Below are 23,579 nucleotides of genomic sequence, written 5' to 3'. Positions count from 1 at the left end.
CCCGGCGCGCCGTGCTCACCGGCGGGCGAGCCGCGGCGCCGGACGGAAGTGCATGGGGAACACCCGCTCGAGGAACTCGTTGCGCAGGAGCCCGTCCGGATCGGCGAGCTGCTTCAGGCGGACGAACTCCGGGAGCGCGTGCGCGTACATCGCCTCGAGCTGCTCCGGCGTCGCGTAGACGTTCTTCACCAGGTAGACGCGGCCGCCGAGCTCGAGGGTGTGCGCGCTCAGCTCGCTGAGCCGCAGGCGGATACGGCACACGCTGTCTTCATCCCAGGCCTCGAACGCGAGCGTCACCGCGAACCCGTCGGTCCCGTGGTTGGCCGAGAGGAGAAACCGATCTCCCTGGATGTGGAGCACGTCGAACATGAGCGGCGGGATCCCGTCCCGGGCCGCGATCTCCTCGATCGTGCGCAGGAAGTCGGCGAGCCGGCGCAGGCTCTCCTCCCGGGCGCCCGCGTCGTACGGGATCATGAAGGACTGCTGCACCGTGAACATGCGCATCCCGAAGCCCTGCGCGATGCGCTTCGCCAGGACGTTGCCGTCCATGAAGAACATGTAGCCCATGAGCTCATCGACGTACGGGCGCGTGACGTCGAAGATGAAGCGATCGATGATCGTCCAGATGGCGCGGCTCACCACCGACGCGCGCATCAGCCACTCGACCGGGACGCGGAGCAGGTGCCGGGGGCGATGGGTCAGCAGCGGGCGGAGCTCGAGCGACGTCCCCGCGACGTACCGCGACCGGAGGACCATGCTCCTGCTCCCCTCGAGGGTCTGGAAGGCGACCGAGAAGAGCGCCTCGGGGATCCATCCGGCCTCGTCGGCGGTGCCTCCCTCCGCCGGCAAGAGCAGCTCGGGCGGCGGGACGAGCGCCTCGGCGAGCTCCTCGAACGACGCGCAGCGCGTCGCCTGCGTCACCACCCGGATCGGCGTCCCGGCCGGGGCGACGCGCGCGACGCGGTAGGTGATGTCGATCACCGCGCCGAGGTAGCCGAGCCCGCCGATGACCGCGTGGAACAGCGCGCTCGTGGGCTCGTCGCGGCTCAGCGAGAGGAGCCGCCCATCCGTCGTGAGGAGCGTCAGCCGCTCGACGTAGCTCCCCTCCTTGCCGGCGGTGCCCGAGAAGCGAGAGAGGCAGCCCCCCGAGACGGTGCCCCCCGCGGTGGCGTAGCTCGTCGATACCGCCGTGTACGGCACGAAGCCGTGGGGGGCGAGCTCACGGGCGATGGCCCCCCACGTGGCGCCCGCGCCCACGGTCACCTGCGCGCGCTCCGCGTCGACCTCGATGGACTCGAAGCGGCTCATCGAGATCATGACGTCGTCGTTCAGGGCCTGCCCGTCGAACGACTGGCCCCCGGCGCGGAACGTGATTCTGCGCCCCGTCTGCCTCGCCATCCGGAACAGCGCCCTGAGCTGCTCGACCGTTCTCGGGAAGTACAGGTCTCCACACGAATGGTGGAGCCCGCCATAGCCCTGGAGGAGGCAGAGCGGCCTCCGCGGGATCTCGTCGAGGCGCGGCGGGGGCGCCGCCCCTGCCGCGTGGGCGAGGCCGGCGCCCGGACCATCGCCCGCGCGCGGCGAGCGTGAGCGCCATCCGCCGGCGAATCCAGCGGTCATGGTCGAGCCGGGGAGGGAAGGAGAGGGAGGGGGGCGCTGCCTGTCGTGCCGGTGCTATCGAGAGCAGGACGCATCCGGGCAGCGTCGCTCGAGCGGGGCGCCGGGGCAAATTCGCGCCCCGCTCGTCGGGCCTACAGGCCGAGGACCTCGACGCGGATGTTCCGCCGAGGCGCGGACTGCTGGAAGCGCCGGATGAGCTCCGCGACGTCGTGATCGACGTACGATGCGCCCTGGGCGTCCACGACCACGTGCGTGTCGCTCGGCAGCCCCTCGAAGAGCGAGACGAGCTTGCCCTGCGTGAAGAAGTAGGCCGCCTTGTTGAAGCGGATCGTCACGCGCGCGCCCTCGTGGATCACGTCGAACACGCGGGACATCTGCGTCTTCAGCACGAACAGGACGCCGACCGCCAGGCCGATCGCGATGCCCTTCAGGAGGTCGGTCAGCACGATGGCCACGATCGTCACCACGAACGGGATGAAGTGGTTCCACCCGAGCTTGCGCATCTCGGCGAAGATCGCGGGCTTGGCGAGCTTGTAGCCGGTCACGAGCAGGATGGTCGCGAGGCACGCGAGCGGGATGTGCGAGAGCAGCGCCCCGGCGAACACGACGGCGAGCAGGAGGAGCGCGCCGTGCGTGAAGGCGGAGACCCGCGTGCGCGCGCCGGCGTTCGTGTTGGCGCTGCTGCGGACGATGACCGACGTGACCGGGAGGCCGCCGGCGAACCCGGAGACCATGTTGGCGAGCCCCTGCGCGACGAGCTCCCGGTTCGGCGGCGACTTGCGCTGGAACGGATCGATCCGGTCGACGGCCTCCAGGTTGAGCAGCGTCTCGAGGCTGGCGACGATCGCGAGCGTCACGCCAAGCACCCAGACCTCGGGCCGCGCGATCGCGGACAGGTCCGGGAGCTGGAGGGCGCTGAGCAGGTCGCCCGTGGGCAGCGTCACGAGGTGCTTCTGCTCGAGGGCGAGCGACGGGATCGCCGCCTTGAACAGCTCGTTGCCGAGCGTCGCGACGAGCACGGCGACGAGCGGCGCGGGCAGCCAGGAGATCTTCGCGAGGCGCGACTTCTCCCAGCCGACCAGGATGACGAGGCAGATCGCGCTGAGGAGGAACGCGCCCCACTCGAGCGCCTGCGGCGCCTGGGCCAGCATCGTGAAGGTGTTGCCGCCCTCGGCCTGGAACGACTCGGAGGCGAAGTTGTCCTTGTCGTAGCCGATGGCGTGGGGGAGCTGCTTCAGGATGAGCAGGACGCCGATGGCCGCGAGCATCCCCTTGATGACCGAGGAGGGGAAGAAGTGGCTGATCGCGCCGGCCTTCAGCAGCCCGAGCGCGAGCTGCAGGACGCCGCCGATCACCACGGCCATCGCGAACGCCTGGAAGCTCTGCAGGCTGGTGATGCCCGCGAGCACGATGGCCGCGAGGCCCGCCGCCGGCCCGCTCACGCTGAGCTGGGCGCGGCTCACGAGCGGGATGACGAGCCCGCCCACGATGCCGGCGACGATGCCCGACAGCAAGGGGGCCCCCGACGCGAGCGCGATGCCCAGGCAGAGCGGCAGCGCGACGAGGAAGACGACCACGCCGGCCGGGATATCGTACTTGAGGTTTGCGCTGAGGCGTGGGTCGAGCGGCGGCGCGCTGGCCGGCGGCGCCCCGGGGAGCGCTGTTGCGTTGGCAGGAACGTCAGCGATCTGGGTGCGGGCGTCCTTTTGTCCCGGACCAGTTTGTCCCGGACCAGTGCTTGCTTGAATGACATTGTCGAACTGCATCGAACGGGCCCTCTTTTCGAGTGAAGTCTCGGGTCAGCGCCTGTCAGGCGTTCAGCACGCTCTCCGGAAGACGGCTGTCTCCGGGAGCGCCGACGGGGGCCCCGCCTCGCCGATGGGCGTGTACTGACCGCTCGATGCGTCGAATTGAAAGACCTGTCCGGTCTCGATCTTGAACACCCACGCGTAGAGCGAGAGCTCGCCGCGCGCGAGCCGCGCCCGGACCGTCGGGTGCGTCCTGAGGTTCTCGATCTGGGCGAGGACGTTCTCCTCCACCGTGATCGTCAGCCGATCCTCCCCCTCGATGTGGGGGTAGTTCTCCTGCACCAGCCGGCGCGTCAGCTCGGCGTGCTGGAGCCACGCCTTGACCGCCGGCAGCGGCTCGACGCCCGCGGGATCGAGCAGCCCGCGCATCGCACCGCAGAGCGTGTGACCGCACACGATGATGTGCTTGACCTCGAGGTGCGCGACAGCGAACTCGATCGCCGCAGCCTCGCTGCCGCCGCCCGCGCCGTAGGGGGGCACGATGTTGCCCACGTTGCGAACGATGAAGATGTCGCCCGGCTCGGTCTGCGTGATGAGGTTCGGGTTGATCCGGCTGTCCGAGCACGTGATGAACAGCGCCTCGGGCCGCTGACCCCTCGCCAGGCTCCGGAAGAGATCCTGGTGCGTGCGGCAAACCTCGGCATGGAACTTGTGCAACCCGGTCGCTAGCTTCTGCATTTGAACAAACCCTCTCCGTTGCCGCGCGGCTCTGGCGCGGCGGTCGTCGTGAACACCACCCTTTCCAGCTCCTCCGATCTCGCGGCGAACGGCCGCGGGCGCGGAGCTGACCGATCAATTCAGGAAGCGGGCTGGTGGACGACGGGGAGGAGGGCGGAGGACAGGAGACGCGAGGCGCGTGGGTCGGAGGTCGGCGACGAGGATAACGCGCGGCGGCATGGCGCCGCCGATCGCAGACCGCTCTATCGCGCGTGCACGAAACGTCGCTCCCCGCTGAGGCGGCTGCAGCACCTCGAGATCGGCGTGATCGATCTCGATGGTCCCGGTTCGAAACGTTCCCGAAACATCGGAGTTGCTCGTTTCGAAAACGCTGATGTTCACTCGTGCCAGCGTGAGCGGCGCGAGGAGCAGCGCGAAGAGCAGCGCGATCCGCGGGAAAATTGACCGAAGGCTCAGCATCGTTCGGGGATTGAAGAGTTCGTCGGTCGCTCGAACCAGGATGGAACCCAGTATATTCCTCGATCTGGCAGGGCGGCTAGTGTGTCGCGCAACATTGATGGGGTACATGCCGCTTGTGGCAGAATGTCACCATCGAGGACGGACTCACGGCGCCTGAGCCAGCCTGGGGCCAGACCCAGATAACCGCTGCGCAGTCGGGATTCAACCTGGGGTCAACGCTGTCACGATGGCGTCACGCGTGTCGTGCATCTCCTGCTCACCCGCATATTTATAACGGGGCCAGAAGAAGCCCTTGAGGCCGTCCTTCTGCCGGCGCGGGACCACATGGACATGGAGGTGGGGCACGCTCTGGCTGACGCGGTTGTTGATCGCGACAAAGAAGCCGTCTGCTGAGAGCGCCGACTCCACGGCGCGCGCGAGGCGCTGCGCGGTGGTGAACAGCGGGCCGACCAGCGCGGCGGGGAGGTCGGTGAGCACCTCATGGTGGGCGCGCGGGATGAGCAGGCAGTGGCCGGGGAACAGCGGGCGGCTGTCGAGGAACGCCATGACGTCGGGCTCGTCGAGCACGACGAACGCCGGCGTTTCGCCCCGAACGATGCTGCAGAAGACGCAAGGACGCGCGGGCACGGGCAGCCGAGAGATGCAGCGACCGCCGCGCGGCGTCAATACGGCCGGCTGCGACCTTTTGTCGCGCGGCGCGCTTCGGCCCGGCTCGCGCGCCGTGGCCAGCGCGGCGCGCGGACCGGGCCGCGCCGCCGGCGTGGTCAGTGGCTCGCGAGGATGTCGCCGATCGATCCGTGGCCGGTCGGCTCGTGCGTCCAGTAATCGAGGAGCCGCCCGCCGGCCGTCATCCAGATCCGGTCGTAGCGGCCATCCTGGGACGTGATCCGCACCAGGTGATCGCCGCCGTGGAACGCCCAGTGGCGGCCCGTGTTGTCGAAGTGGTCGATGAGCGCGCCCTGCCGCGTCTTGACGTGGAGCGCGTCGGCCGGGCTGTCCCAGGACGTGTCGATGATGAGCTCGTAGACCTGCCAGAGGTTGCCGGACGGGAGCACGCCCCAGTCCACGTTGATCCCGGAGTCGTTCGGCAGCCCGAAGACGAGGCAGTGGGGCATGCGCCGCGCCGCGTGCCAGAGGTCGCCGTTGCGGCTCGGCTCGTGGTGGAGCGTCACCAGCGTGTTGCGCGCGAGGCCGAACGCGTCGTTGTCGCCCGGGCTGTCCCACACCCGGCGGAAGAGGTGCTGGCAGAGCTGATCGGCGCCGGCGGAGAACCCGACGGTGAGCAGGCCCCGCTGGCGGCGCTCGTGCAGGATCCGCCCGAACTTGCCGGGCTCGCCGTCGAACTGGGCGCCGAGCTGCTTGTAGCGCCAGAGGCCCGTCGTGCTGTAGCCGCCGCCGAGGATCACCACCTCGGACGAGGCCAGGTAGTGCCAGAGGAGGTCGACGTCCTCCTTGCGCAGGTGGCTCGTCCAGTAGAACGGCACGTGCTCCAGGCCGAACCGCTCGTAGAACTGGAAGAACCAGCGGAAGTTGCCGTAGGCGAACTCCTGGCGCTCCAGCTCGTTGCCGTCGCGGGGCGCCTCGGACATCGGCAGGAACAGGACGCGCTTGTTGTCCTGCCCCTGCAGCGCGCGCTGCGCGATGTGGTCGTTGTGGATGACGTTGCAGCGGCTGTGCGAGCTGTAGATCAGCGCGGTCCCTCTCATCAGGGCCGGGATCTGAGCTGCTCGGCGCGCCGCTCGTCAAGAGGCGGCTCCCCGTCGAACGAGCGGCCGGCGGCGGCCGGCGGGGCGATCACGGCGGAGGCGTGGCGCGGACCTCGCCCGGCCGCCCGCTCAGCCGCGCCGCATCTGCTGCATCTTGCGCGGGACGGCGCCGGAGCGCATCAGCATCTCGAACGCTTCCTTCTCGAGCATCGGGTGGATGCCGCGCGGCGGGACGCCCATGGGGCTCTTCTTCCGCGTGACGAAGCCGCTCAGGTACTGCGGGTTCAGCGCGTACAGGCTCCGCAGGGTGTTCTTCATCTGCTTCGTGTTGTTCGCCCACGCGTAGGCGAACGCCCGCGAGCGGAGCAGCTGCGGCTTGAGCTCGGCGAACGCCTCGTCGTTCGGGTCGAAGGTCTCGAGCAGCTCGACCGCCTTCGTGGCCTGGCCGGTCCGGGCCCACGCCTCGCCGACGATGGCGGCCATCATGGCGCGGATCTTCGGCTCCTTGTGGCGGGTCATGTCGATCTTGTCGACGAGCGCCCGCGCCTCGTCGGTCTCGCTCAGGATGAGGTGGATCATGCCGCGCTGGGCGCGCGCCTCGTCGGCCATCGGGGCCATCACCTTGTCGAGGTTGATGGTCTCCAGCGTCCGGAGCGCGGCCCGCGGGTCCTCCTGCATCTGGAGCTGCGCCTTGGCGAAGACCGCGGCCGCGTCGTCCTTCTTGAACTCGGTGTCGAGCTTCGCGATCGCGTCCTTGCGGGCCTCGGCGGTGTCGGCGGTCTGCACGATCTGCGCGACGGCGCGCGACCGGGTCGCGAAGCGCAGCGCCCACACGATGACGCCCGCGACGACGACCGTCAGGATCCCCGCGACCACCTTCGGCCAGACGCCCGGGATGGCCAGGGCGATCGCCCAGACGATGAGCGCCGGGATGCCGACGCGGATGGCGAGCGAGCGCGGGTTGAGCTGGGCGAGGGGGTCGGCCGGCGGCTTTCCGCTGCGGAGCGCCGCGATGGCCTGCTCGCGCTGCTGCTTGGGGCTCTGCTTCTTCGGGGTGGGTTTGCCGGGGGTCTTCATCGAGGTCGTGGATCTGACGTAGCCGCTGCGGGGGCGCGGGCTCTCATAGCCGGCTTGCGCGGGAGCGGCCAGCGCCGCCGGGCGGGCAGGGGCGGCCAGGAGCGGTCGGCGCTGGCTGCCCGGCCCCCGCCGAGGGGTGCAGGGGGACGAGCCGTCAGCCCGCGGCGGTGTCGGGGTCGCCGGCGCGCTGGGGGGGGTCCCCCTCGGCCCCGGAGCCGGGGACGGGGGTCACCGCCGGGCGGACCGTCTCGAAGCCGCGCAGCGGGGGCAGCGGCTCGATCGACGGCGTGACGAGCGGCGCGCCGCGCTGCGGCGGGATCGAGGCGGTGGGGTCGGCGAGGCCGAGCGTGGACTCGCGGAAGTGCAGGAAGATCGTCTGCGCGATCGAGAGGCAGGGGACCGCGAAGAGCGCGCCGGTGATCTGGAAGAAGTGCTCGCCGATGAGCAGCGCGAGCACCACGAGGACCGGGTGGATCTTCGCGGAGTCGCCGATGATCTTCGGGTTCAGGAAGTTCGCCTCGAGCTGGTGGATGCCCACGATCCACGCGAGCACGCCGACCGCCGTGCCGAACGACTGCGTGAGGCCGATGACGACCGCCGGGATCGAGCTCAGGATCGAGCCGAAGATCGGGATCAGCGACATCACGCCCGCGACCACGGAGAGGATCGGCCAGTACTTGAGGTCGAAGAGCCAGAAGCCGATCGCGGAGAGGACGCCGTTCACGAGGCAGATGAGGAGCTGCCCGCGGACGACGCCGGAGAGCCCGCGGTCGAGCCGGCGGAGGAAGCGATCGAACGAGTCGCGCGAGCTCGGGTGCCAGAGGTCGCGGAAGAAGCCGAGGATCTTCTCGTGGGTCAGGATGATGTACCCGCCGAGCATCAGCGTCATGAACAGGTTGAAGATGCCGCGCGAGATGGCGGTCGCGATGGCCTGGCCGATCCTGAGGACCGTGAGCGAGTTCTCCTTCAGGTACGCGGCCGCCTTCTCGTAGCCCTCCTGGAGCATGTTCGCGCTGGAGAGCGGGTGCTTCGGGCGCCCGTGCGCGATCTGCCAGACGCCGTCGCCCGCCTCCCGGATCTCGATGTCGTCGGCGATGCGCACGTCGAACGAGCCGTCCGGCCCCGGCGTGATGCGGACGGGCGGGCGCTCGCTGTCCTCCTCCCGCGGCAGCGCGATCGCGTCGGGCGGCGGCGCGGTGATCTCGTCGGGCTCCGGCGCGGCGTCGTCGACGGGCGGCGCGGCGTCGCCGACGGGCGCCGGCGCGGCCTCGCGGCCCGACCAGCGGCGGAGCCGCTCGTCGAGCGCGGGCAGGTACTCCTCGCGCAGCCGCGCGGCGAGCCGCGGCGCCTCGACCGTGAGCGCCTTCCCCTCGGCGACGAGGCGCGGGACGCTGAGCGCGAAGAAGCCCGCGATCCCCGAGAGCACGACGGCGTAGACGATGAGGATCGACGCCCACCGCGGGACGCGCGCGCGCTCGAGCCGGACGACCGACGGCGTGAGCACGTAGGCCACGACGAGCCCGAGCACGAACGGGAGCAGCACCGCGTGGGCGACGACGAGCAGCGTCACCGTGAGGACGGCGCTGACCGTCAGGAACACGGTGCGCCGCGAGATGCCCTCGCTCACTTGGCCTCGCCGCGTCCGGCCGCGCCGGCGGCGCCGCCGTCGATGAGCGGCGCGGGGAGGTCGGCGAAGAAGCCCTGCAGGTGGTCGCGCGTGGCCTCGAGCGCCTGCGGGACGACGCGCACGTCGGCGAGCACCGGCATGAAGTTGGTGTCGCCGGGCCAGCGCGGGACGATGTGCACGTGCAGGTGCTCGGCGATCCCGGCGCCCGCGGCGGTGCCGAGGTTGATCCCGATGTTCATGCCCTCGCACCGGAGCGCGGCGCGCAGGCGGGTCGCCGACTCGCGCACGAGGCGGAAGAGCGCCTCGTGGTCGGCCGGCTCGAGCGCGTCGAGCGAGGCGACGTGCGCGTGCGGGACGACGAGGAGGTGCCCCGACGCGAACGGGTAGCGGTTGAGCATCACGAACGCGCGGCCGGTCGAGGCGACGACCAGCCGGTCGCGCTGTTCGTGCTCGGAGGCGCGCGGGATGCCGCAGAAGATGCAGTCGGCCTGGCCCTTCGGCGCAAGGATGTACTCGATGCGCCAGGGCGCCCACAGGGGGTTACCCATGTCGCGGAGACGCTAGCACGGCGGCCACGCGCGCGGGACCACCGCTCAGAACGGGATGGGTGTGGCCGCGAGATCGAACCAGACCGAGAGGCCAAGCCCGGCGGTCGTGCCGAGCGCGTCCCAGACGAGGTCGCGGAACGAGGGGGTGCCGTGCCCGGCGGCGTCGTACGCCTCCTTGGCCAGGCCGGCGCCGAGCGCGAGCGCCGCGCCCAGCGCGATCCGCCCGCGAAGGTCGTCGGTCGCGAGCGCGCCGAGCGCGTACCCGCCGCCGGCGAGCGCGATTGACGCGCAGAAATGGCGCGCCTTGTCATCGCCGAACCACGGATCGGCGCCGCGCGTGAGCGGCTGTGCCGCGGACCCCAGCCAGACCGGCGCGCCCGCGGCGCGGGCGCTCGCGGCGGGGAGGGGAGGGCCACCGGGCCGGGCCAGGGGCGCGCCCGTCGCGCGGAGGGGCGCGCCCGCGGCGCGGAGGGGCGCGCCCGCGGCGCGGAGGGGCGCGCCCGCGGCGCGGGGGCGGGGGTCGTCGGTCCCGGCGGGGCTGTCGGCCCGGGCAGGCGGCGCGCCGAGCGCCACGGCGGCGAGGACCGGCGCCGCGAGGGCGGCGCGCGCAAGGAAGCCTCTCATCGCCGGATCGTCCGCGGCGTCGAGGAAAAAGCAAGAGGCGAGGCCCTGGGAAGAGCCTCGCCTCTCGTTTTACATCCGTACCATCGGGTCCACACGGCGAGCCGAGGGCACCGGGGTGCCCGCGGTCCGCCGCACCTGACGCGGCGGCGTGAGCGCCTGGCGCGCGGCCGTCAGAGAGGCCGCGCGCCGGGCGACGTCACTTCAGGTCCAGCTTGGCGCCGAACTTCTCCTTGATGAGATCGCCGATCGTGCCGGCCACCGGCTTGTCGTCGTCGTCCTTGCGCTTCTGCTGCTGCTGCCGGACCGGGGCGGGGCGCTCCATGCCGATGTTCTTCATCGTCAGGAAGAGCCGGCGGTCGACCGTGTCGAGCGAGGAGATCTCGGCCTTGACCTTGTCGCCGACCTTCAGCTTGCCCTCCTCGGGCTCCTGCACGTCGCTCTGCGAGATGAGGCCCTCGACGCCCTCGCGCAGCCGCACGAACACGCCGTAGTCGACGATGCTCACCACCTGGGCGTCGTCGATGACGCGGCCGGGCGGGTACTCCGTCAGCATGCTCGGCCACGGATCGTCCCAGAGCTGCTTGATGCCGAGGGAGACCTTCTTCTCGTCGTGGTTGATCGAGAGGATGATCGCCTCGACGTCGTCGCCCTTGTGGTACAGGTCGCTCGGGTTGTTGACGCGCACCGACCACGAGAGATCGCTCTTGTGGACCATGCCGTCGACGCCCTCCTCGATCCCGACGAACACGCCGTAGTCGGTGAGGGACCGGACCTTGCCCGCGATCTTGTCGCCGGGGTGGTACTTGTCCGTGAAGAGCATCCACGGATCCGGCTCGAGCTGCTTGAGACCGAGGCTGATGCGCTTCGCGCGCGCGTCGACCTCGAGCACCTGGCACTCGAGCTCCTGGCCCACCTCGAGCAGCTTCGACGGGTGCTTGACCTTCTTGGTCCAGCTCATCTCGCTGACGTGGATGAGGCCCTCGACGCCCGGCTCCAGCTCGACGAACGCGCCGTAGTCGGTGATCGACATGACCTTGCCGCGCACCTTCTTGCCCGCGGGGTACGCCTCCTCGGCGTGGTTCCACGGGTCCTCCTGGGTCTGCTTGAGGCCCAGCGAGACGCGCTCGGTGTCGGCGTTGTACTTGAGGACCTTCACGAGGACCTCGTCGCCGACCTGGAACACCTCGCTCGGGTGGTTCACGCGGCCCCACGACATGTCCGTGATGTGCAGGAGGCCATCGATGCCGCCGAGGTCGACGAAGGCGCCGTACTCGGTGATGTTCTTGATGGTCCCCTTGACGGTCATCCCTTCCGTCAACGTCTCGAGCGTCTTGGCCTTCATCTCGTCGCGCTCGCGCTCGAGGAGCACGCGCCGCGAAAGGACGATGTTGCCGCGCTTCTTGTTGAACTTGATGACCTTGAACTTGTAGGTCTGGCCGATCAGCTTGTCCAAGTTGCGGATCGGGCGAAGATCGACCTGAGAGCCCGGGAGGAAGGCCTTCACGCCGCCGCGGATGGTGACCGAGAGGCCGCCCTTCACGCGCTGGCTGATCGTGCCCTCGATGAGCTCGTCCGCCTCGCAGGCGTTCGAGATCTCATCCCAGACCTTCATCTTGTCGGCCTTCTCCTTCGACAAGGTGACGAGGCCGTCGTCGTTCTCGCGGCTCTCGATGTAGACGTCGACCTTGTCGCCCGCCTTGACGGCGGACTGGCCCGCGGCGTCCGCGAACTCGCGGAGCGCGATGACGCCCTCGCTCTTGCCGCCGATGTCGACCACGACGGAGTCGCGGTTCACTGCGACCACGGTGCCGGAGATGATCTCTCCTTCACGCGCGAAATCGCCCCCCTCCACGCTCTGTTCGAAGAGCGCGGCAAAGCTCTCCATGCTCGCCCCGGACGAGCCTGCCTCCATCTGGATGTTACTAGTCATGTTGTTCGTTCTTGTTTCCTTTCCTTCCCTGGGATTCGCCGCTGCGGGCGTAGGCGTGGACCCTTGGTGCCACGCACGAGCGACGGAGGGGCAGGCACACGCGTACCGATGCACCCGGCCCCTCGGGAGAGGCGAGCCTGTAGTCTGAGGAGGGGCCTCTGTCAATGCAACGACCGAGCCACCGGCAGTTTTTGTCGTTTCCCTGAGAAACGACGAGCTCGCCGGTTCAAAGAGCCGCGATCCTCAGGGCGCGGCGGGCGGCGCGCCGGTGGCGCTGGCGACGCGCTGTGCGAGGTCTGCGCAGGCGCGATCGAGGCCGTCGTAGGGCCACTTCGTCTGGATCTCGACGCGATCGCCCTGCGCCGCCGCCTGGGCTCCCTCGATCGCTGACTTCGCGCCGGCGACGTCCGGCACCAGCGCGAGGGTGAGCTTGAGGCTGCCGAGGAGCGCCTGGGCGTCCGAGGCGAGCGCCGCCGCGGCCTCGCCCGAGGCGGGCGCGAGGCGCATCGCGAGCGCGGGCTCGGCGCCGAGGGTGAGGGCGCCCGAGGCGTGATCGATGCGGCGGAACAGCGCCGCGGCGCGCGGCAGCACGGTGGAGACCGCGCCGGCGGCGCCGGACCACGCGGGGCTCGCGAGCGCGAAGGTGACCGGGCCCTGCTCGGGCAGATCGAGGCGCTGCCACTCGTCCGACGCGGGCAGCGCGGCGTTCACGATCTCGACGTCCGTGCCGAGGACGAGCGTGCCGTCGTCGGCCTGGCCGATCACGGCGCGCGGGTGCGGGCTGCCGACGACGAGGAGCTCGCCCTCGCGGCGCCAGCCGGTCCAGCCCTCGTCGCGGGCGATCTTCTCCATGCCGGCGACGAACCGGCCCTTCGGGATGCGCCCGCCCGCGAGCGCGACCCAGCTCGCCGCGTCCGTCGACGCGATCACGATCTCGCGCAGGTCCGAGGGGAAATCGAGGCCGGTGGCGGCCTCGATGCGCGCCTTGCGCGACGCGCGCGACGCGTCCGACGCCGCCTCGTCGAGCAGCGGGAGGAAGTGCCGGCGCACGGGGCCGAAGAGCGCGAGCTCGGCGGCCTCGAGGCGGACCACGATGTTCGCGTCGCCCGGGATGTGGCGCCGGGCCGTCGGCTCGTAGCGCCAGAGGAAGAAGTAGCCGCCGAGCGCGGCGCCGGCGACCAGCGCGAGGAGCGCGATCGCGGCGAGGAGGCATGCGGCGATCGGAGGCCGGCGCGGCCGCGGCGGGGCGGCGGGGGCGCCTTCGCCGGGCGGCGCGGGGCGCGCGTCTGCGGGTGCGGCCCCCGGCGCCGGCGCGGGGTCGCCCTCGGGCACGGCGAGGTCGTCGGTCACGGTCGGTCGGATCGGCTCTTCGATCAGGGTGTCAGGCATCGGCTGGTAGTTCCGCCCGCCAGAAGTCCGGCCAGCGATCTGGGAGAGATTTCAACGCAAAGGCGCAAAGGCGCAAAGACGCAAAACTGCACAAAATCTGTTCTTTTTTGCGCCTTTGCGCCTTTGCGCCTTTGCGTTGAACTCTTTCTCCCCTCGCGACACCGGTCCCTGGCAGGATCTCTGACCCGAGGTACTAGCCCGGGGAGCGCCCGGACAGCAGGGCGAGTACGACGGGCGCAGGGAGGAGCCAGCGGAGCCGCACGGCGCGCTCCACCTGCTCGATCGAGAGCGCCTTCATGAGGTCGGCGTGGCGCGTCTCCCCGACGTTGTCGCGGAGCACCTCGAGGAAGCGGCGCGCGCGCGTGGCGCCGGCGGCGTCGACGCCCACGATCTCGGCGTCGACGCGCACCCCGTCGTCGTGGAGGGACGCCACGGCGCGGACGCGCTCGACGCCGGCGACGAGCGCGCCGATCGAGGGGAAGCGCCGCTCGAGGCGGGGAGGCAGCCGGCGCGCGCGCAGGTCGAGGCTCACGAGCCCCTCGGCGGCCGGGTCGCCGCGGCGCGCGTCGGGGCCGTCGCGCAGGACGCGCGCGACGCTGCTCACCTCGACCGCGGACACGAGCGCGACGGCCCGATCGCCGAGCGCGACGACCCGCGCCGCGTCCGCGCGCGCGTCGACGCTGCCGCGGCGGTCGAAGACGGAGACGCCGCCCTGCGACGACGGCGCGGCCTCCCAGCGCTCGGGATCGGGCGCGAGCCCGGCCATCCGGCCTTCGAGGACGACGACGCGGTCGCCCTCCTCGAGATCGGCGAGCCGCAGGCCGAGCCAGACGACGTCGGCGCGCGGGAGCGCGCTCTCCAGCAGCGCGTCGGGCGCCTCGTCGAGCGCGCGCCGCGCGAGCGCGTCCGCGGCCGCCTGGCCGAGGCCGGCGCGCATGCGGGCGACGTCGACGCGCACCACGAGGTCGAGATCGGCCGGGATGAGATCGGCCGGCTCGACGCGCCGGACGACCCGCGGGCCGGCGGGGGCCTGCGCGCCGCGGTCGCCGGCGAGCCGCGGGGCGGCGTCGCCGCAGGCCGGGAGCGCGAGCGCAATCAGGGCGAGGCCGATGGCGAGGCCGATGGCGAGGCCGATGGTGAGGCCGGCGGCGCCGGCGCGGACGTCAGCCGCCGCGCGCACGGAGCTCCACGAGGGTCGCCATCTCGTCGACGATCTCCTGCGGGCTCCTGTGGCCGGAGTCCATGAGGATGGCGTCGTCGGCCTTGCGCAGCGGCGCGACGGCGCGCTCGCTGTCGGCCCTGTCGCGGCGGAGCACGTCGGCGAGCGTCGCCTCGAAGCTGACGGTCATGCCGCGCGCGACGAGCTCGTCGTACCGCCGCTTGGCGCGGATCTCGGCCGGCGCCGTGAGGAAGAACTTCACCTCGGCGTCGGGGAACACGACGGTGCCGATGTCGCGCCCCTCGAGCACGACCCCGCCCACGGCGCCCGCCTGCCGCTGCATCGCGAGCAGCGCCTTGCGCACCGCGGGGACGGCCGAGACGCGGCTCGCGCCGAGGCTGATCTCGGGCGCGCGGATCGCGCTGGAGACGTCCTCGCCGTCGAGCAGCACCCGCATGCCGCTGCCCCCGACGCTCGACTCGGCCGGGGCGTCGTCCGTCGTCGCGCCGCCCGCGCCGCCCGCGTCGCCGGGCGCGCTCCGCTCCAGCGCGATGCGCCCGCCGCTGGCGAGGTCCTCGGCGAGCGCGCCGATCGCGCCCGTCTCGTCCCACGCGAGGCCGACGCGGTGGGCCGCGAGCGCGACGGCGCGGTAGATCGCGCCGGTGTCGACGAGGAGGTAGCCGAGCCGCTCGGCGAGCCCCCGCGCGACCGTGCCCTTGCCGGCGCCGGCCGGCCCGTCGATCGCGACGCGCAGCCGCCGGGGCTCGCCCGCGGCCGCGAGGTGGCGCGCGTCATCCTGTCTCTGCCGTTCCGTCACCTGCGCTCCTCCTCGCTCATCCGCTCCCTCGCTCACGCCGCGCGCGCGCTGTCGACCTCGATGCGCGCGCCCAGGGCGCGCAGCGTCCCGACGAAGAGGGGGAAGCTCGTCGCGATGCAGCCCGCGTCGCGCACGCGCGTGGGCCCGCGCGCGGCGAGCCCGAGCACGGCGGCCGTCATCGCGATGCGGTGGTCGCCGAAGCTGTCGACGTCCGCCGCGTCGAGCGGGCCGTCGGGCCTGCCCTCGACGAGGAGCCCGTCGGTGCGCTCCTCGCAGCGCACGCCGAAGGCGCCCAGCACGGACACCATGGCCGCGATCCGGTCGGTCTCCTGCGCGCGCAGCTCCCTCGCGTCGAACACCTCGGTGACGCCGCGCGCCCGCGCGCCGAGGGCGAGCAGGATCGGCAGCTCGTCCATGGCGCGCGACGCGAGCTCGCCGCCGGCGCGCCCGCCGCGCAGGCCGGCGTTGAAGGCGACGTGCAGGTCGCCGGTCGGCTCGCCGAGGGCCTCGCCCCTGAACTCGACGGCGACCGCGCTGTCCATGTCGCGCAGCACCTCGAGCAGGCCGGTGCGCGTCGGGTTGAGGCCCACGCGCCGCGCCGTCACACGGCTGCCCGGCACGATCTGCGCGGCGGCGAGGAGGAACGCGGCGGCCGAGAGATCGCCGGGCACGTCGAGGTCGAACGCCGGGAGCGCGCCGGAGAAGCGCATCGCGTCGAGGCAGACCATCGCGCCGACCGAGTCGAGCGGCACGTCGAGCGCGGTGAGCATGCGCTCGGTGTGATCGCGCGAGACCGTCGGCTCGCGGACGAAGGTGGGGCCGTCGGCGAAGAGGCCGGAGAGCAGGAGGGCGCTCTTCACCTGGTCGCACGGGACGGGGAGCTCGTACTCGATCGACGAGAGCACGTGCGGCTCGGGGAGCGCCCCGACGTCGAGCGGCGCGGTGATCTCGCCGATCTTGCGCGGGTCGAGCTGCCCCTCGATGCGCCCGCCGCGGAGCCGGAGCGGCTTCGCGACGCGCTCCATGGGGCGGCGCGAGAGCGACGCGTCGCCGACGAGCCGGGCGGGGAAGCGCTGGGCGACGAGGATGCCCGCGAGGAGCCGCATCGTGGTCCCGGAGTTGCCGCAGTCGATGGGGCCGTCCGGGGCGCGGAGGCCGGAGAGCCCGGCGCCCTCGACGACGAGCTCGCCCGGCGACGGCTCGTCGACGCGGACGCCGAGGGCGCGCAGCGCGCCCACGGTCGAGCGGATGTCGCCGCCCTGCGTCGCGCCCTGGATGCGGCTCCGCCCGCTGGCGAGCCCCGCCAGGAGGAGCGCGCGGTGGGCGATGCTCTTGTCCGCTGGGACCGGCACGCTCCCGAGGAGCGGGCGCTCGGCCGGGTGGACGATCAGGTCGGGCACGCGTTGCCGTGTAGCAGAACGGCGGCGGCGGGCACAGCGAACGGGGCCGGGGCCATGCTACCGTCGGCGCGGCGGATCGGGAGGAGGCGGCGTGGACGAGGCACTGGACGTGGCGGCGCGCGTGGCGGGCCGGCTCGGCGCGGTTCCGGGCGTGGCGGCGGTCGTGCTGGGCGGCTCGCTCTCCCGGGGAGAAGGGCACCCCGACTCGGACATCGATCTGGGCATCTACTACGAGCCCGAGCGCCCGCCCGATCTGGAGGTGCTGCGCGCGCTCGCGCGGGAGCTCTGCGCGGGCGGCGCCGGGGACGCCGTGGCGCCGCTCGCGAAGGAGCTCCATGGCAACGTCCCCGAGGACGTCGTGACGCCGATCGGCGCCTGGGGCCCGTGGATCAACGGGGGTGCGTGGCTGGACATCGAGGGGCGCCGGGTCGACTGGCTCTACCGCGATCTCGCCCGCGTGCGGCGCGTGATCGCGGAGTGTCGCGCGGGGCAGGTGATGTGCGACTACCAGCCCGGGCACCCCCACGGCTTCTTCAACGCGATCTACATGGCCGAGGTCCACGACTGCCGGCCGCTCGTCGATCCCGAGGGCGCGCTCGGGCCGCTGAAGGCGCTCGTCACGCCCTATCCGCCGCTCCTGCGGCGGGCGCTCATCGACAGGTTCCTGTGGGAGGCCGGCTTTGCGCTCGACACAGCGAAGAAGGCCGGGAGGCGCGGCGATGTGCTGTACGTGAGCGGGTGTCTGTTCCGCGCCGCGGCCTGCCTGGTGCAGGCGCTGTTCGCGCTGAACGAGCGCTACCTCTCCAACGAGAAGGGCGCCGTGCAGAGGACGCGGGCGCTCCCGCGGTGCCCCGAGCGCTTCGCCGACCGCGTGGAGGCGGCGCTGGCGGCGCCCGGCCAGGGCGCGGAGGCGCTGCTCGGGAGCCTCGGGCGCATGGAGGCGCTCGCCCGCGAGACGCGCGACCTGTGCCGCCAGGGCGAGCCGGGCGGCTAGCTCCGCCCACCCGGAGGCCGGCCAGGGGGATACGGAGACAGAGATTTCAACGCCAAGGCGCAAAGGCGCAAAGAAGATAATAAATCCGGGCATTTTTGCGTCTTTGCGTCTTTGCGTCTTTGCGTCTTTGCGTTGAAATCTCTCGCCGCTCGCGAGGAAGATCCCTCGCAGGATTTCTGATTCGCGCTGCTAGCATCGACCGCGACGGTGGCTGAGGACGCCGCGGGGGCGGGCCTGGAGGCGCATCGCGCGAGGACGAGGAGCCATGGAGATCAAGCTGGAGCACGGTCCGTCGGAGGAGCAGCTCGCGAAGCTCGGGGCGCGGGGGTGGCCGATCTGGACGAAGGAGGTGTCGACCTTCTCGTGGCACTACGACGAGCCGGAGACTTGCTACCTGCTCGAGGGCGACGTGATCGTGACGCCGGCGGACGGCGGGGGCGCGCCGGTGCGCATCCAGGCGGGGGATCTGGTGACGTTCCCCGCGGGACTGAGCTGCACGTGGGAGGTCCGCTCCCCGGTGCGCAAGCACTACCGATTCGGCTGATCGGTGCCCGGCGGCACCTCGATGTAAGACAACTTACTCGAGATCGGCGCCCGGCGGCGCTCGGCGCAAGTGAACTGTCGGCATTCGCCGCCCGGGGGCGCTTCGGCGTGAGCCATCTTACGCGAGATCGCCATCCTGTGGCGCTTTGATGTAATGATTCTTACCGAGGATCGCTGGCCGGAGGCGCCTGGTGGTAAGAAATCTTACCAGAATGGCCGCCCGCCACCCGTTTCGCGCGAGTGAACTACCGCGCACCGGCTGGCAGGCGGCGATAGAAGCGAGATGGCTTACTTCCGTGGGGTGGAGGACGGCGGAATGAGCAAGAGGATTTGCTCCGCGCGCCCGGGCGCGGGGACCCGTCGGGATGCGGGGATCAGGGGGCGCTTGGTTCAGGCGTCGTCGAAGGGAGAATCGTCGTCGCCGCCGGCGTCGCCGGGCGTGACGGCGTCACCGGCCGGCGCGGGGTCGGCAGCGGCCTCGGCGCCGCCCTTGCGACCGCGCCGGTCGGCCCGGGTGGACTCGCGGCGGAGCCGGCCCAGGAGGCGATCGGTGATCTCTGCCGTCGCCGCCTTCTCGAGGGCGAGGTTCGTCTCGACGGCCCGGACCACGCGGATCCAGGCATTGCGGGCGTTCAGCACCTCGCGCGGCGTCGCCCCGTCGGTGTTCGACGGGGCGCTCAGCGCGAGCTGCTCGCGCTGCGCCTCCACCTTCTCGAGCTCGAGCGCGGCCGCGACCCAGGCGTCCACGACCTGCGCGAGCGGGCCCTCGGGCGTCTTCAGCTTCTTGAGCAGCTTCTCCGAGGCGTCGTCGAGCCGCGACCGGAGCAGCTTGGCGTCGCCCGCCTGGTCGCCGTAGCTCCGCGCGATGGCCTTGAGCCCCGCCGGCATGAGCCGATCGCGCAGGTCGAGGAGCGCCGCCGCGAACGCGGGGTCGTCGGTCATCTCGGCGAGCGCGCCGAGGTAGTTGTACGCCCCGCGGAGCTTGCGATCGTGCGTCGCGTCGAGCGCGAGGGCCTTCTCCATGAGCGCCTTCGACTGCTGTTGCAGGCTGGAGCCGAGCCGCTGCGTGGTCCTGATCCTGTCGTGCGCCTCCTCGACCGCGGGCAGGAGCGGCGCGAGCAATGGTAACGACGTGAAGGCCCTTCGATCCTGCTCCGGATCGAGCCACGGGCCGGAGATATTGACCATCGCCTGGGGGCTGAGATTGCGATAACCCATGAGATACCCTCCTTCGTCAGGGGCGCCCGGAGTGTCGGTCCCGGATTGACGGGATGCAACCTGTCGGGCGCGAGGGCGGGCGTCGCGGATTTGCTCATCGTCGAGCGCCTCGGAGCGGGACACGCTGGCCGGCCAGCGTCCTTCGCCGGCCGGCCGGCACAAGGGCCTTGGGTGGGTCGCGCGCATCCGGGCCGGCCGGCATATCGATGTCCGTGCCGACTGCCCCACAGGCTGGGCCTGGTCCTGCGCTCTACCGACCCGCTCCCCGCCGGTCTGAGCTGCACATGGGAGGTCCGCTCCCGGGTGCGCAAGCACTACCGCATCGGCTGAACGGGGACGCGGCGTAGAGGCATGTCGAAGATAGCCCGTTCGGGGCACCCCCGGTCCGGCAGCTCGGACGGCGCGCGATCCCCTGCTCGGCGCCAGCAGCTCACGGTACCTTGAAGTCGGAGAGATACTGCAATCCACACGCGGCGTACGCAGCGCCCAGAGCGTTTCCGCTGGTTGGGCCGAAGTCCCTGATGTTCGCATTGCAGAAATAGAGAACCCTCTCCCCGTTGTTGAACAGCTCTTGCGCGCGGAAGAGCACGGCGCCGAGGACCATCTCGTCGAACGGCGGCAGGGACTTGACCGGATAAAGCGCCATTGTCGTGGCCACGACCCCCGGGCTTGGAGGGATCACGCTCATCTTGGCGACGGCACCGTTGACCCTGGCCTCGACCGCAGCCAAGGCGTCGCGTCGCTCGTTCTTGATGTGGCTCTCGAATGTCTGAACGAGCTTTGCCTCTTGACGCGAGAACACGCTCTTTTCAAGAGATGAACGTTGAGCTTGCCAACGAGGTCTGCGAACCCGAGATCCTCGCCGATGATCTTCGTTGTGATGGTGCGCTTGGCTTCGGAGACCGAGACCCACGGGATATGAAGGATGAAATCGTTGGCGACTCGCTCGAAAATCGTCTCCGCGTCGCGCACAGGGAAAGGTCGAAGCAGGTCCACGAGGAAATTCGTCTCGACGAAGACGTGCTTCACCGCTGGCCTCCTACGATCTGGATCTGCGTGCCGACCGCCGCGGGCACGATGTCGTAGATGAGCTCTGCCACCCCTTCTTGGTCTCGCGGAATCGCGTGATCCCACGAGGCCGACAGCAAGGCGAGCCATGTCTGGACCTTCTCATCCAAGCTCCCACCTTGGACCGTGCGGAGCACGTCATCGGTGCGAAGCGTCAGATCGACTTTGATGGACTGTGGGCCGAGGTCCTCGAAGGTGTCGCGAAATACCAGGCACGTTTCGCTATCCAGAAGAATCCCGTTTGCGCAGCTTCGGCCATACATGTCCGCGCGAAAACTGTCTTGAATCTCTGGCGTGATCCGCTCGTGGGTCTCCACGATGAGAGAGGGCCGGTGCGATGTCGGCGGACTGAGGAGAAATCTCATGGCGTGAGATCACCACGCAGAGCGGGGCGTTCAACGAGCAGACGGATAGCGCCGCCGGCAAGCGGGCTGCCCGACCCGGCGCACCGAACCGGCGAGGCATTGCAGCGGGGCCGACGAGCCGGGTCCGGTCGGGCCTACCAGAAGATCCGACCCGCCGCCGCGGGCTCCACGCTCATACCGGACCACGCGAGCGTCCTGATGAAGCGGATGCCGCACGTCGCCACGACCGCCACGTGCTGCGTCGACAGGTAGGCAGCCCCGAGCTCCGCGGCCGGGAAGAATCCCATGTAGCGCAGGCACAACCCCCATGCGTTGCACACAGGGATGCGCCCGAAGTCGAGCCGCGCCGTCAGCTCGAGGGAGACGGGCACGCGGAACGGCACGACGCGGGCCGACGCCGCCGGGCCTCCGAGGAAGCCGAGCCAGCGTGCGTCGCTGCCCAGACCGAAGAGGCCCGCGTCGGCGCCGAGGCCGATGTCCACGGCATCGCGGAGGGGCCATCGACGCATGCCGGTGACCGACGGCATGATGCCGCCGGTCGCGCGCGCGGCATGGGTCCCCAGCACGACATAGGCCGCCTTGACGTCGACTTGCCACTGCGGCGGCGCGCCCTCTTCCGCCCGGGCGCCCGTGGACACGAGCCACAGCGCGATGATCCCGGCGCACGGCCCCGCCAGCGCGCTACCTGGCCATCTCCGGCGGACCATCGTCGGCCTGCGCCTTTCTCCGAGCAGCGCGGAGCGCCGCGAGCCAGTGCGCCTGGTCCGGGTCGCTGTCCCACGGCGGCGCCTCCCGGTAGAGCGTGTCCCAGTATTCCCATACTGCCGCCTCGGCCGTGGCCGAATCGGGCTCGCCTTCGGGCGCCTCCACGACGCGATCCACGAAGGAGCACCATGGCTCCGAGGCGCGGTGGCTCAGGCTCCGCCACGGTCGAGCGGGCTCCCCGCCGAAGCGCCCATCGCTGCTCTGGAGATAGCCTTCGTAGGCGCTCTGCGCGAGGGCCCTCCGCCAGAGGTAGTTGACCGACATCGTGCAGGTGTCGCGGTACATCGCGGCCCAGATGCGGTCCTCCTCCGGGACGTCCTCTCGCCATGCGGTCGCATACAGCGCGCGGAGCTCCTCCTCGCGTGAAGCCAGCTCCTCTCGACTGGCCGGCGGCGGCAGGGCCCTGATCGCGCGGTCGCGCGCGGCGCTCGGCCCGGGGAGCTCGTGCGCGGCGCCCCAGCCGACGGGCGGCTTCAGCATCGGGGGAATGGGCCTCGTCAGCGTCCTGGGTTTTCCGCGGCGCCCGATCCGGAACCCCCTCCGGAAGGCACGGAGCGCCTGGGCCCGGAGCTCCTCGGCCGTGTCGTCGGACGTCAGCGTCCGCCAGAGATAGGTTCTGTGGAGGCGAGACGTCGGGTCGGCCTCAGCGAGCTCGCTCGTGCCGGGGCGTTCCTTCTTGAAGGCCTCCAACATGAAAAAGAACGCGCTCTGGACGGCCTCGAGCAGCATCGGCCAGGGTGGAGTCGGCTGCCTGTCGAAGCGTCCGTGGGGGCTCGGGGGAGCGCCTGGGTTGCCCTGGTCGACCGGGGGTCGCGAGGCGTCGATCCACCGCGCGAACTTCTTGCGGTGTCGCTCTGCCCATGCGCGGTCCTCCTCGAGCAGGTCGTCGCGCCACGCTTCGGCGCAATGCCTGCCCAGGTTCTCGAGATCCCACGTCCATGTTTCGGGGTCCTTGGTCGTAAAGAGGCCGTATCCGGAGACCGCTTCGCGCAGTTGGACCCCTCCGGGCGGGAAGCTCGACCACCACTTCACGGCCGATCTCCCGGTTCGTTGTCCTCAGGAATCGTGGGCTCTTCGCCCGGCAAGTCGGTGGGCCCCGGCGGGCATCCCCAGCCAGGCCCGGCGCCGAGCGGGCAGAGGAGCGGGACGAGCTGAGGAAAGGCCCATCCGGGAGGCGGTGCCGGTAGCGCGATCATGGTGTCGATCATGTCGTCCGTGTCGACCTCGTTGGGGTCCGTCAGCTCGGCCGGCACCTTCTCCGGATCGTAGCGGAAATCCCACACGAACCGGCACTCCACGGTCGCTCCGCCAGGGATCGGCAGGCTGTTCATGAGATCCGTTTTCCTGGCTTGACCCTGCACGGATACCCATAGGTCCTTGGCCATCTCATAAGTTATCCATTCAGGGGTCTTGATGAGATTGTAGAGCATTTCGGCCACAGTCAGGGGCGGTTCCTGGTCGGCCCAGTTGGTCCACTGGCCACCGGCTTGATAGCGGCATTGAAGCTTGCCGACCTGATCCCTCTCGTCCTTGCGGTCGAGCCACCTGATTGCAGCGGCGTTCATGCCCAACCTCTTGAGCTCTGATATCGCTTGCAGGGGCATCGCCGCGATCCGGTCTCTCAGCTCATCGCGATCGCTGGGATCCACGATAGAGCAGCCGCAGGCGAGCACCGCCAGCAGGGCGCCGCCCAGCCGATGGTTCATCGGTCTTCCCCTCTCCGACAGATGGATCCACCCCCGCGTGGACCGTGGGCTACCCTACCAGCACCGCTCCGCGCCCGT

The 23,579-nt window shown here is 71.0% G+C and carries 23 protein-coding genes; 3 read left to right on the top strand and 20 right to left on the bottom strand.

Annotated features, from left to right (window positions below):
• Nucleotides 1-15: 15 nt before the first annotated feature.
• The 3 genes from WME96_RS35965 to WME96_RS35955 form a co-directional block, all read right to left on the bottom strand.
• Nucleotides 16-1,620, bottom strand: coding sequence for an FAD-binding oxidoreductase (locus tag WME96_RS35965; RefSeq protein ID WP_437286103.1), 1,605 nt, complete (start codon nt 1,618-1,620; stop codon nt 16-18).
• A gap of 131 nt (nt 1,621-1,751) precedes the next feature.
• Nucleotides 1,752-3,209 carry a SulP family inorganic anion transporter gene (locus tag WME96_RS35960; RefSeq protein ID WP_437292391.1) on the bottom strand — a complete coding sequence of 486 codons (1,458 nt, stop codon included), beginning with the start codon at nt 3,207-3,209 and terminating at the stop codon, nt 1,752-1,754.
• 228 nt (nt 3,210-3,437) lie between these two features.
• Complete coding sequence (locus WME96_RS35955; protein ID WP_437286102.1) at nt 3,438-4,106, bottom strand: carbonic anhydrase; 669 nt, start codon at nt 4,104-4,106, stop codon at nt 3,438-3,440.
• On the opposite strand from WME96_RS35955, the gene WME96_RS35950 reads away from it, so the two are divergent.
• On the top strand, nt 4,107-4,550 hold the full coding sequence (locus tag WME96_RS35950; protein ID WP_437286101.1) for a hypothetical protein: 444 nt from the start codon (nt 4,107-4,109) through the stop codon (nt 4,548-4,550).
• 216 nt (nt 4,551-4,766) lie between these two features.
• On the opposite strand, the gene WME96_RS35945 is transcribed toward WME96_RS35950, so the two are convergent.
• The 11 genes from WME96_RS35945 to aroA all read right to left on the bottom strand — a co-directional run bounded on the left by WME96_RS35945 (nt 4,767) and on the right by aroA (nt 16,842).
• On the bottom strand, nt 4,767-5,192 hold the full coding sequence (locus tag WME96_RS35945) for an HIT family protein (RefSeq protein WP_437286100.1): 426 nt from the start codon (nt 5,190-5,192) through the stop codon (nt 4,767-4,769).
• A 137-nt stretch (nt 5,193-5,329) separates the two neighbouring features.
• Nucleotides 5,330-6,271: a hypothetical protein gene (locus WME96_RS35940; protein ID WP_437286099.1), complete on the bottom strand. Its 942-nt coding sequence runs from the start codon at nt 6,269-6,271 to the stop codon at nt 5,330-5,332.
• Between the two features lie 129 nt (nt 6,272-6,400).
• The gene (locus WME96_RS35935; RefSeq protein WP_433929143.1) at nt 6,401-7,348 is read right to left on the bottom strand and encodes a tetratricopeptide repeat protein; all 948 of its coding nucleotides are present in this window, start codon (nt 7,346-7,348) and stop codon (nt 6,401-6,403) included.
• Between the two features lie 154 nt (nt 7,349-7,502).
• Nucleotides 7,503-8,975: an AI-2E family transporter gene (locus tag WME96_RS35930; protein WP_437286098.1), complete on the bottom strand. Its 1,473-nt coding sequence runs from the start codon at nt 8,973-8,975 to the stop codon at nt 7,503-7,505.
• A complete protein-coding gene (locus WME96_RS35925; protein ID WP_437286097.1) occupies nt 8,972-9,523 on the bottom strand; it encodes an HIT family protein in 552 nt (183 codons plus the stop codon). The genes WME96_RS35930 and WME96_RS35925 overlap by 4 nt, the downstream gene beginning before the upstream one ends.
• Nucleotides 9,524-9,568: 45 nt before the next feature.
• On the bottom strand, nt 9,569-10,147 hold the full coding sequence (locus WME96_RS35920) for a hypothetical protein (RefSeq protein WP_437286096.1): 579 nt from the start codon (nt 10,145-10,147) through the stop codon (nt 9,569-9,571).
• A 196-nt stretch (nt 10,148-10,343) separates the two neighbouring features.
• Nucleotides 10,344-12,191: a 30S ribosomal protein S1 gene (locus tag WME96_RS35915; RefSeq protein ID WP_437286095.1), complete on the bottom strand. Its 1,848-nt coding sequence runs from the start codon at nt 12,189-12,191 to the stop codon at nt 10,344-10,346.
• Between the two features lie 129 nt (nt 12,192-12,320).
• Nucleotides 12,321-13,466: a hypothetical protein gene (locus WME96_RS35910; RefSeq protein ID WP_437286094.1), complete on the bottom strand. Its 1,146-nt coding sequence runs from the start codon at nt 13,464-13,466 to the stop codon at nt 12,321-12,323.
• Nucleotides 13,467-13,659: 193 nt separating this feature from the next.
• Nucleotides 13,660-14,646, bottom strand: coding sequence for a hypothetical protein (locus tag WME96_RS35905; RefSeq protein ID WP_437286093.1), 987 nt, complete (start codon nt 14,644-14,646; stop codon nt 13,660-13,662).
• Nucleotides 14,630-15,442: a (d)CMP kinase gene (gene cmk, locus WME96_RS35900; RefSeq protein ID WP_437286092.1), complete on the bottom strand. Its 813-nt coding sequence runs from the start codon at nt 15,440-15,442 to the stop codon at nt 14,630-14,632. Before cmk ends, WME96_RS35905 begins: the two co-directional genes overlap by 17 nt.
• 32 nt (nt 15,443-15,474) lie before the next feature.
• The gene (aroA, locus tag WME96_RS35895) at nt 15,475-16,842 is read right to left on the bottom strand and encodes a 3-phosphoshikimate 1-carboxyvinyltransferase (protein WP_437286091.1); all 1,368 of its coding nucleotides are present in this window, start codon (nt 16,840-16,842) and stop codon (nt 15,475-15,477) included.
• A 91-nt stretch (nt 16,843-16,933) separates the two neighbouring features.
• Here aroA and WME96_RS35890 point away from each other — a divergent pair, with 91 nt between their 5' ends.
• Both WME96_RS35890 and WME96_RS35885 read left to right on the top strand, forming a co-directional pair.
• Entirely contained in the window at nt 16,934-17,836 is a 903-nt protein-coding gene (locus WME96_RS35890) for a nucleotidyltransferase domain-containing protein (RefSeq protein WP_437286090.1), read from the top strand.
• A 265-nt stretch (nt 17,837-18,101) separates the two neighbouring features.
• Complete coding sequence (locus tag WME96_RS35885) at nt 18,102-18,380, top strand: cupin domain-containing protein (RefSeq protein ID WP_437286089.1); 279 nt, start codon at nt 18,102-18,104, stop codon at nt 18,378-18,380.
• Nucleotides 18,381-18,769: 389 nt separating this feature from the next.
• On the opposite strand, the gene WME96_RS35880 is transcribed toward WME96_RS35885, so the two are convergent.
• The 6 genes from WME96_RS35880 to WME96_RS35855 form a co-directional block, all read right to left on the bottom strand.
• Nucleotides 18,770-19,597, bottom strand: a complete 828-nt coding sequence (locus tag WME96_RS35880; RefSeq protein WP_437286088.1) for a hypothetical protein — start codon at nt 19,595-19,597, stop codon at nt 18,770-18,772.
• 430 nt (nt 19,598-20,027) lie between these two features.
• Nucleotides 20,028-20,399, bottom strand: coding sequence for a hypothetical protein (locus tag WME96_RS35875; RefSeq protein ID WP_437286087.1), 372 nt, complete (start codon nt 20,397-20,399; stop codon nt 20,028-20,030).
• A gap of 223 nt (nt 20,400-20,622) precedes the next feature.
• On the bottom strand, nt 20,623-20,982 hold the full coding sequence (locus tag WME96_RS35870) for a hypothetical protein (RefSeq protein ID WP_437286086.1): 360 nt from the start codon (nt 20,980-20,982) through the stop codon (nt 20,623-20,625).
• Nucleotides 20,983-21,164: 182 nt separating this feature from the next.
• Complete coding sequence (locus WME96_RS35865; protein WP_437286085.1) at nt 21,165-21,737, bottom strand: hypothetical protein; 573 nt, start codon at nt 21,735-21,737, stop codon at nt 21,165-21,167.
• A complete protein-coding gene (locus WME96_RS35860; protein ID WP_437286084.1) occupies nt 21,712-22,827 on the bottom strand; it encodes a hypothetical protein in 1,116 nt (371 codons plus the stop codon). Before WME96_RS35860 ends, WME96_RS35865 begins: the two co-directional genes overlap by 26 nt.
• Nucleotides 22,824-23,501 carry a hypothetical protein gene (locus WME96_RS35855; protein WP_437286083.1) on the bottom strand — a complete coding sequence of 226 codons (678 nt, stop codon included), beginning with the start codon at nt 23,499-23,501 and terminating at the stop codon, nt 22,824-22,826. The genes WME96_RS35860 and WME96_RS35855 overlap by 4 nt, the downstream gene beginning before the upstream one ends.
• Between the last annotated feature and the right edge of the window lie 78 nt (nt 23,502-23,579).

This window comes from Sorangium sp. So ce406 (assembly GCF_051474675.1).
Taxonomy (GTDB): Bacteria; Myxococcota_A; Polyangia; order Polyangiales; family Polyangiaceae; genus Sorangium; species Sorangium cellulosum_G.
Note: the sequence above shows the minus strand (reverse complement) of the source record. Positions and strands in the feature narration are given on the sequence as shown.

Bases quoted from the DNA above. Each gene is read 5' to 3' on its own strand.
- WME96_RS35910 (WP_437286094.1), bottom strand. From the start codon at position 13,466: ATGCCTGACACCCTGATCGAAGAGCCGATCCGACCGACCGTGACCGAC.
- WME96_RS35855 (WP_437286083.1), bottom strand. From the start codon at position 23,501: ATGAACCATCGGCTGGGCGGCGCCCTGCTGGCGGTGCTCGCCTGCGGC.
- WME96_RS35955 (WP_437286102.1), bottom strand. From the start codon at position 4,106: ATGCAGAAGCTAGCGACCGGGTTGCACAAGTTCCATGCCGAGGTTTGC.
- WME96_RS35880 (WP_437286088.1), bottom strand. From the start codon at position 19,597: ATGGGTTATCGCAATCTCAGCCCCCAGGCGATGGTCAATATCTCCGGC.
- WME96_RS35935 (WP_433929143.1), bottom strand. From the start codon at position 7,348: ATGAAGACCCCCGGCAAACCCACCCCGAAGAAGCAGAGCCCCAAGCAG.
- WME96_RS35925 (WP_437286097.1), bottom strand. From the start codon at position 9,523: ATGGGTAACCCCCTGTGGGCGCCCTGGCGCATCGAGTACATCCTTGCG.
- WME96_RS35965 (WP_437286103.1), bottom strand. From the start codon at position 1,620: ATGACCGCTGGATTCGCCGGCGGATGGCGCTCACGCTCGCCGCGCGCG.
- WME96_RS35885 (WP_437286089.1), top strand. From the start codon at position 18,102: ATGGAGATCAAGCTGGAGCACGGTCCGTCGGAGGAGCAGCTCGCGAAG.
- WME96_RS35920 (WP_437286096.1), bottom strand. From the start codon at position 10,147: ATGAGAGGCTTCCTTGCGCGCGCCGCCCTCGCGGCGCCGGTCCTCGCC.
- WME96_RS35865 (WP_437286085.1), bottom strand. From the start codon at position 21,737: ATGGTCCGCCGGAGATGGCCAGGTAGCGCGCTGGCGGGGCCGTGCGCC.
- WME96_RS35940 (WP_437286099.1), bottom strand. From the start codon at position 6,271: ATGAGAGGGACCGCGCTGATCTACAGCTCGCACAGCCGCTGCAACGTC.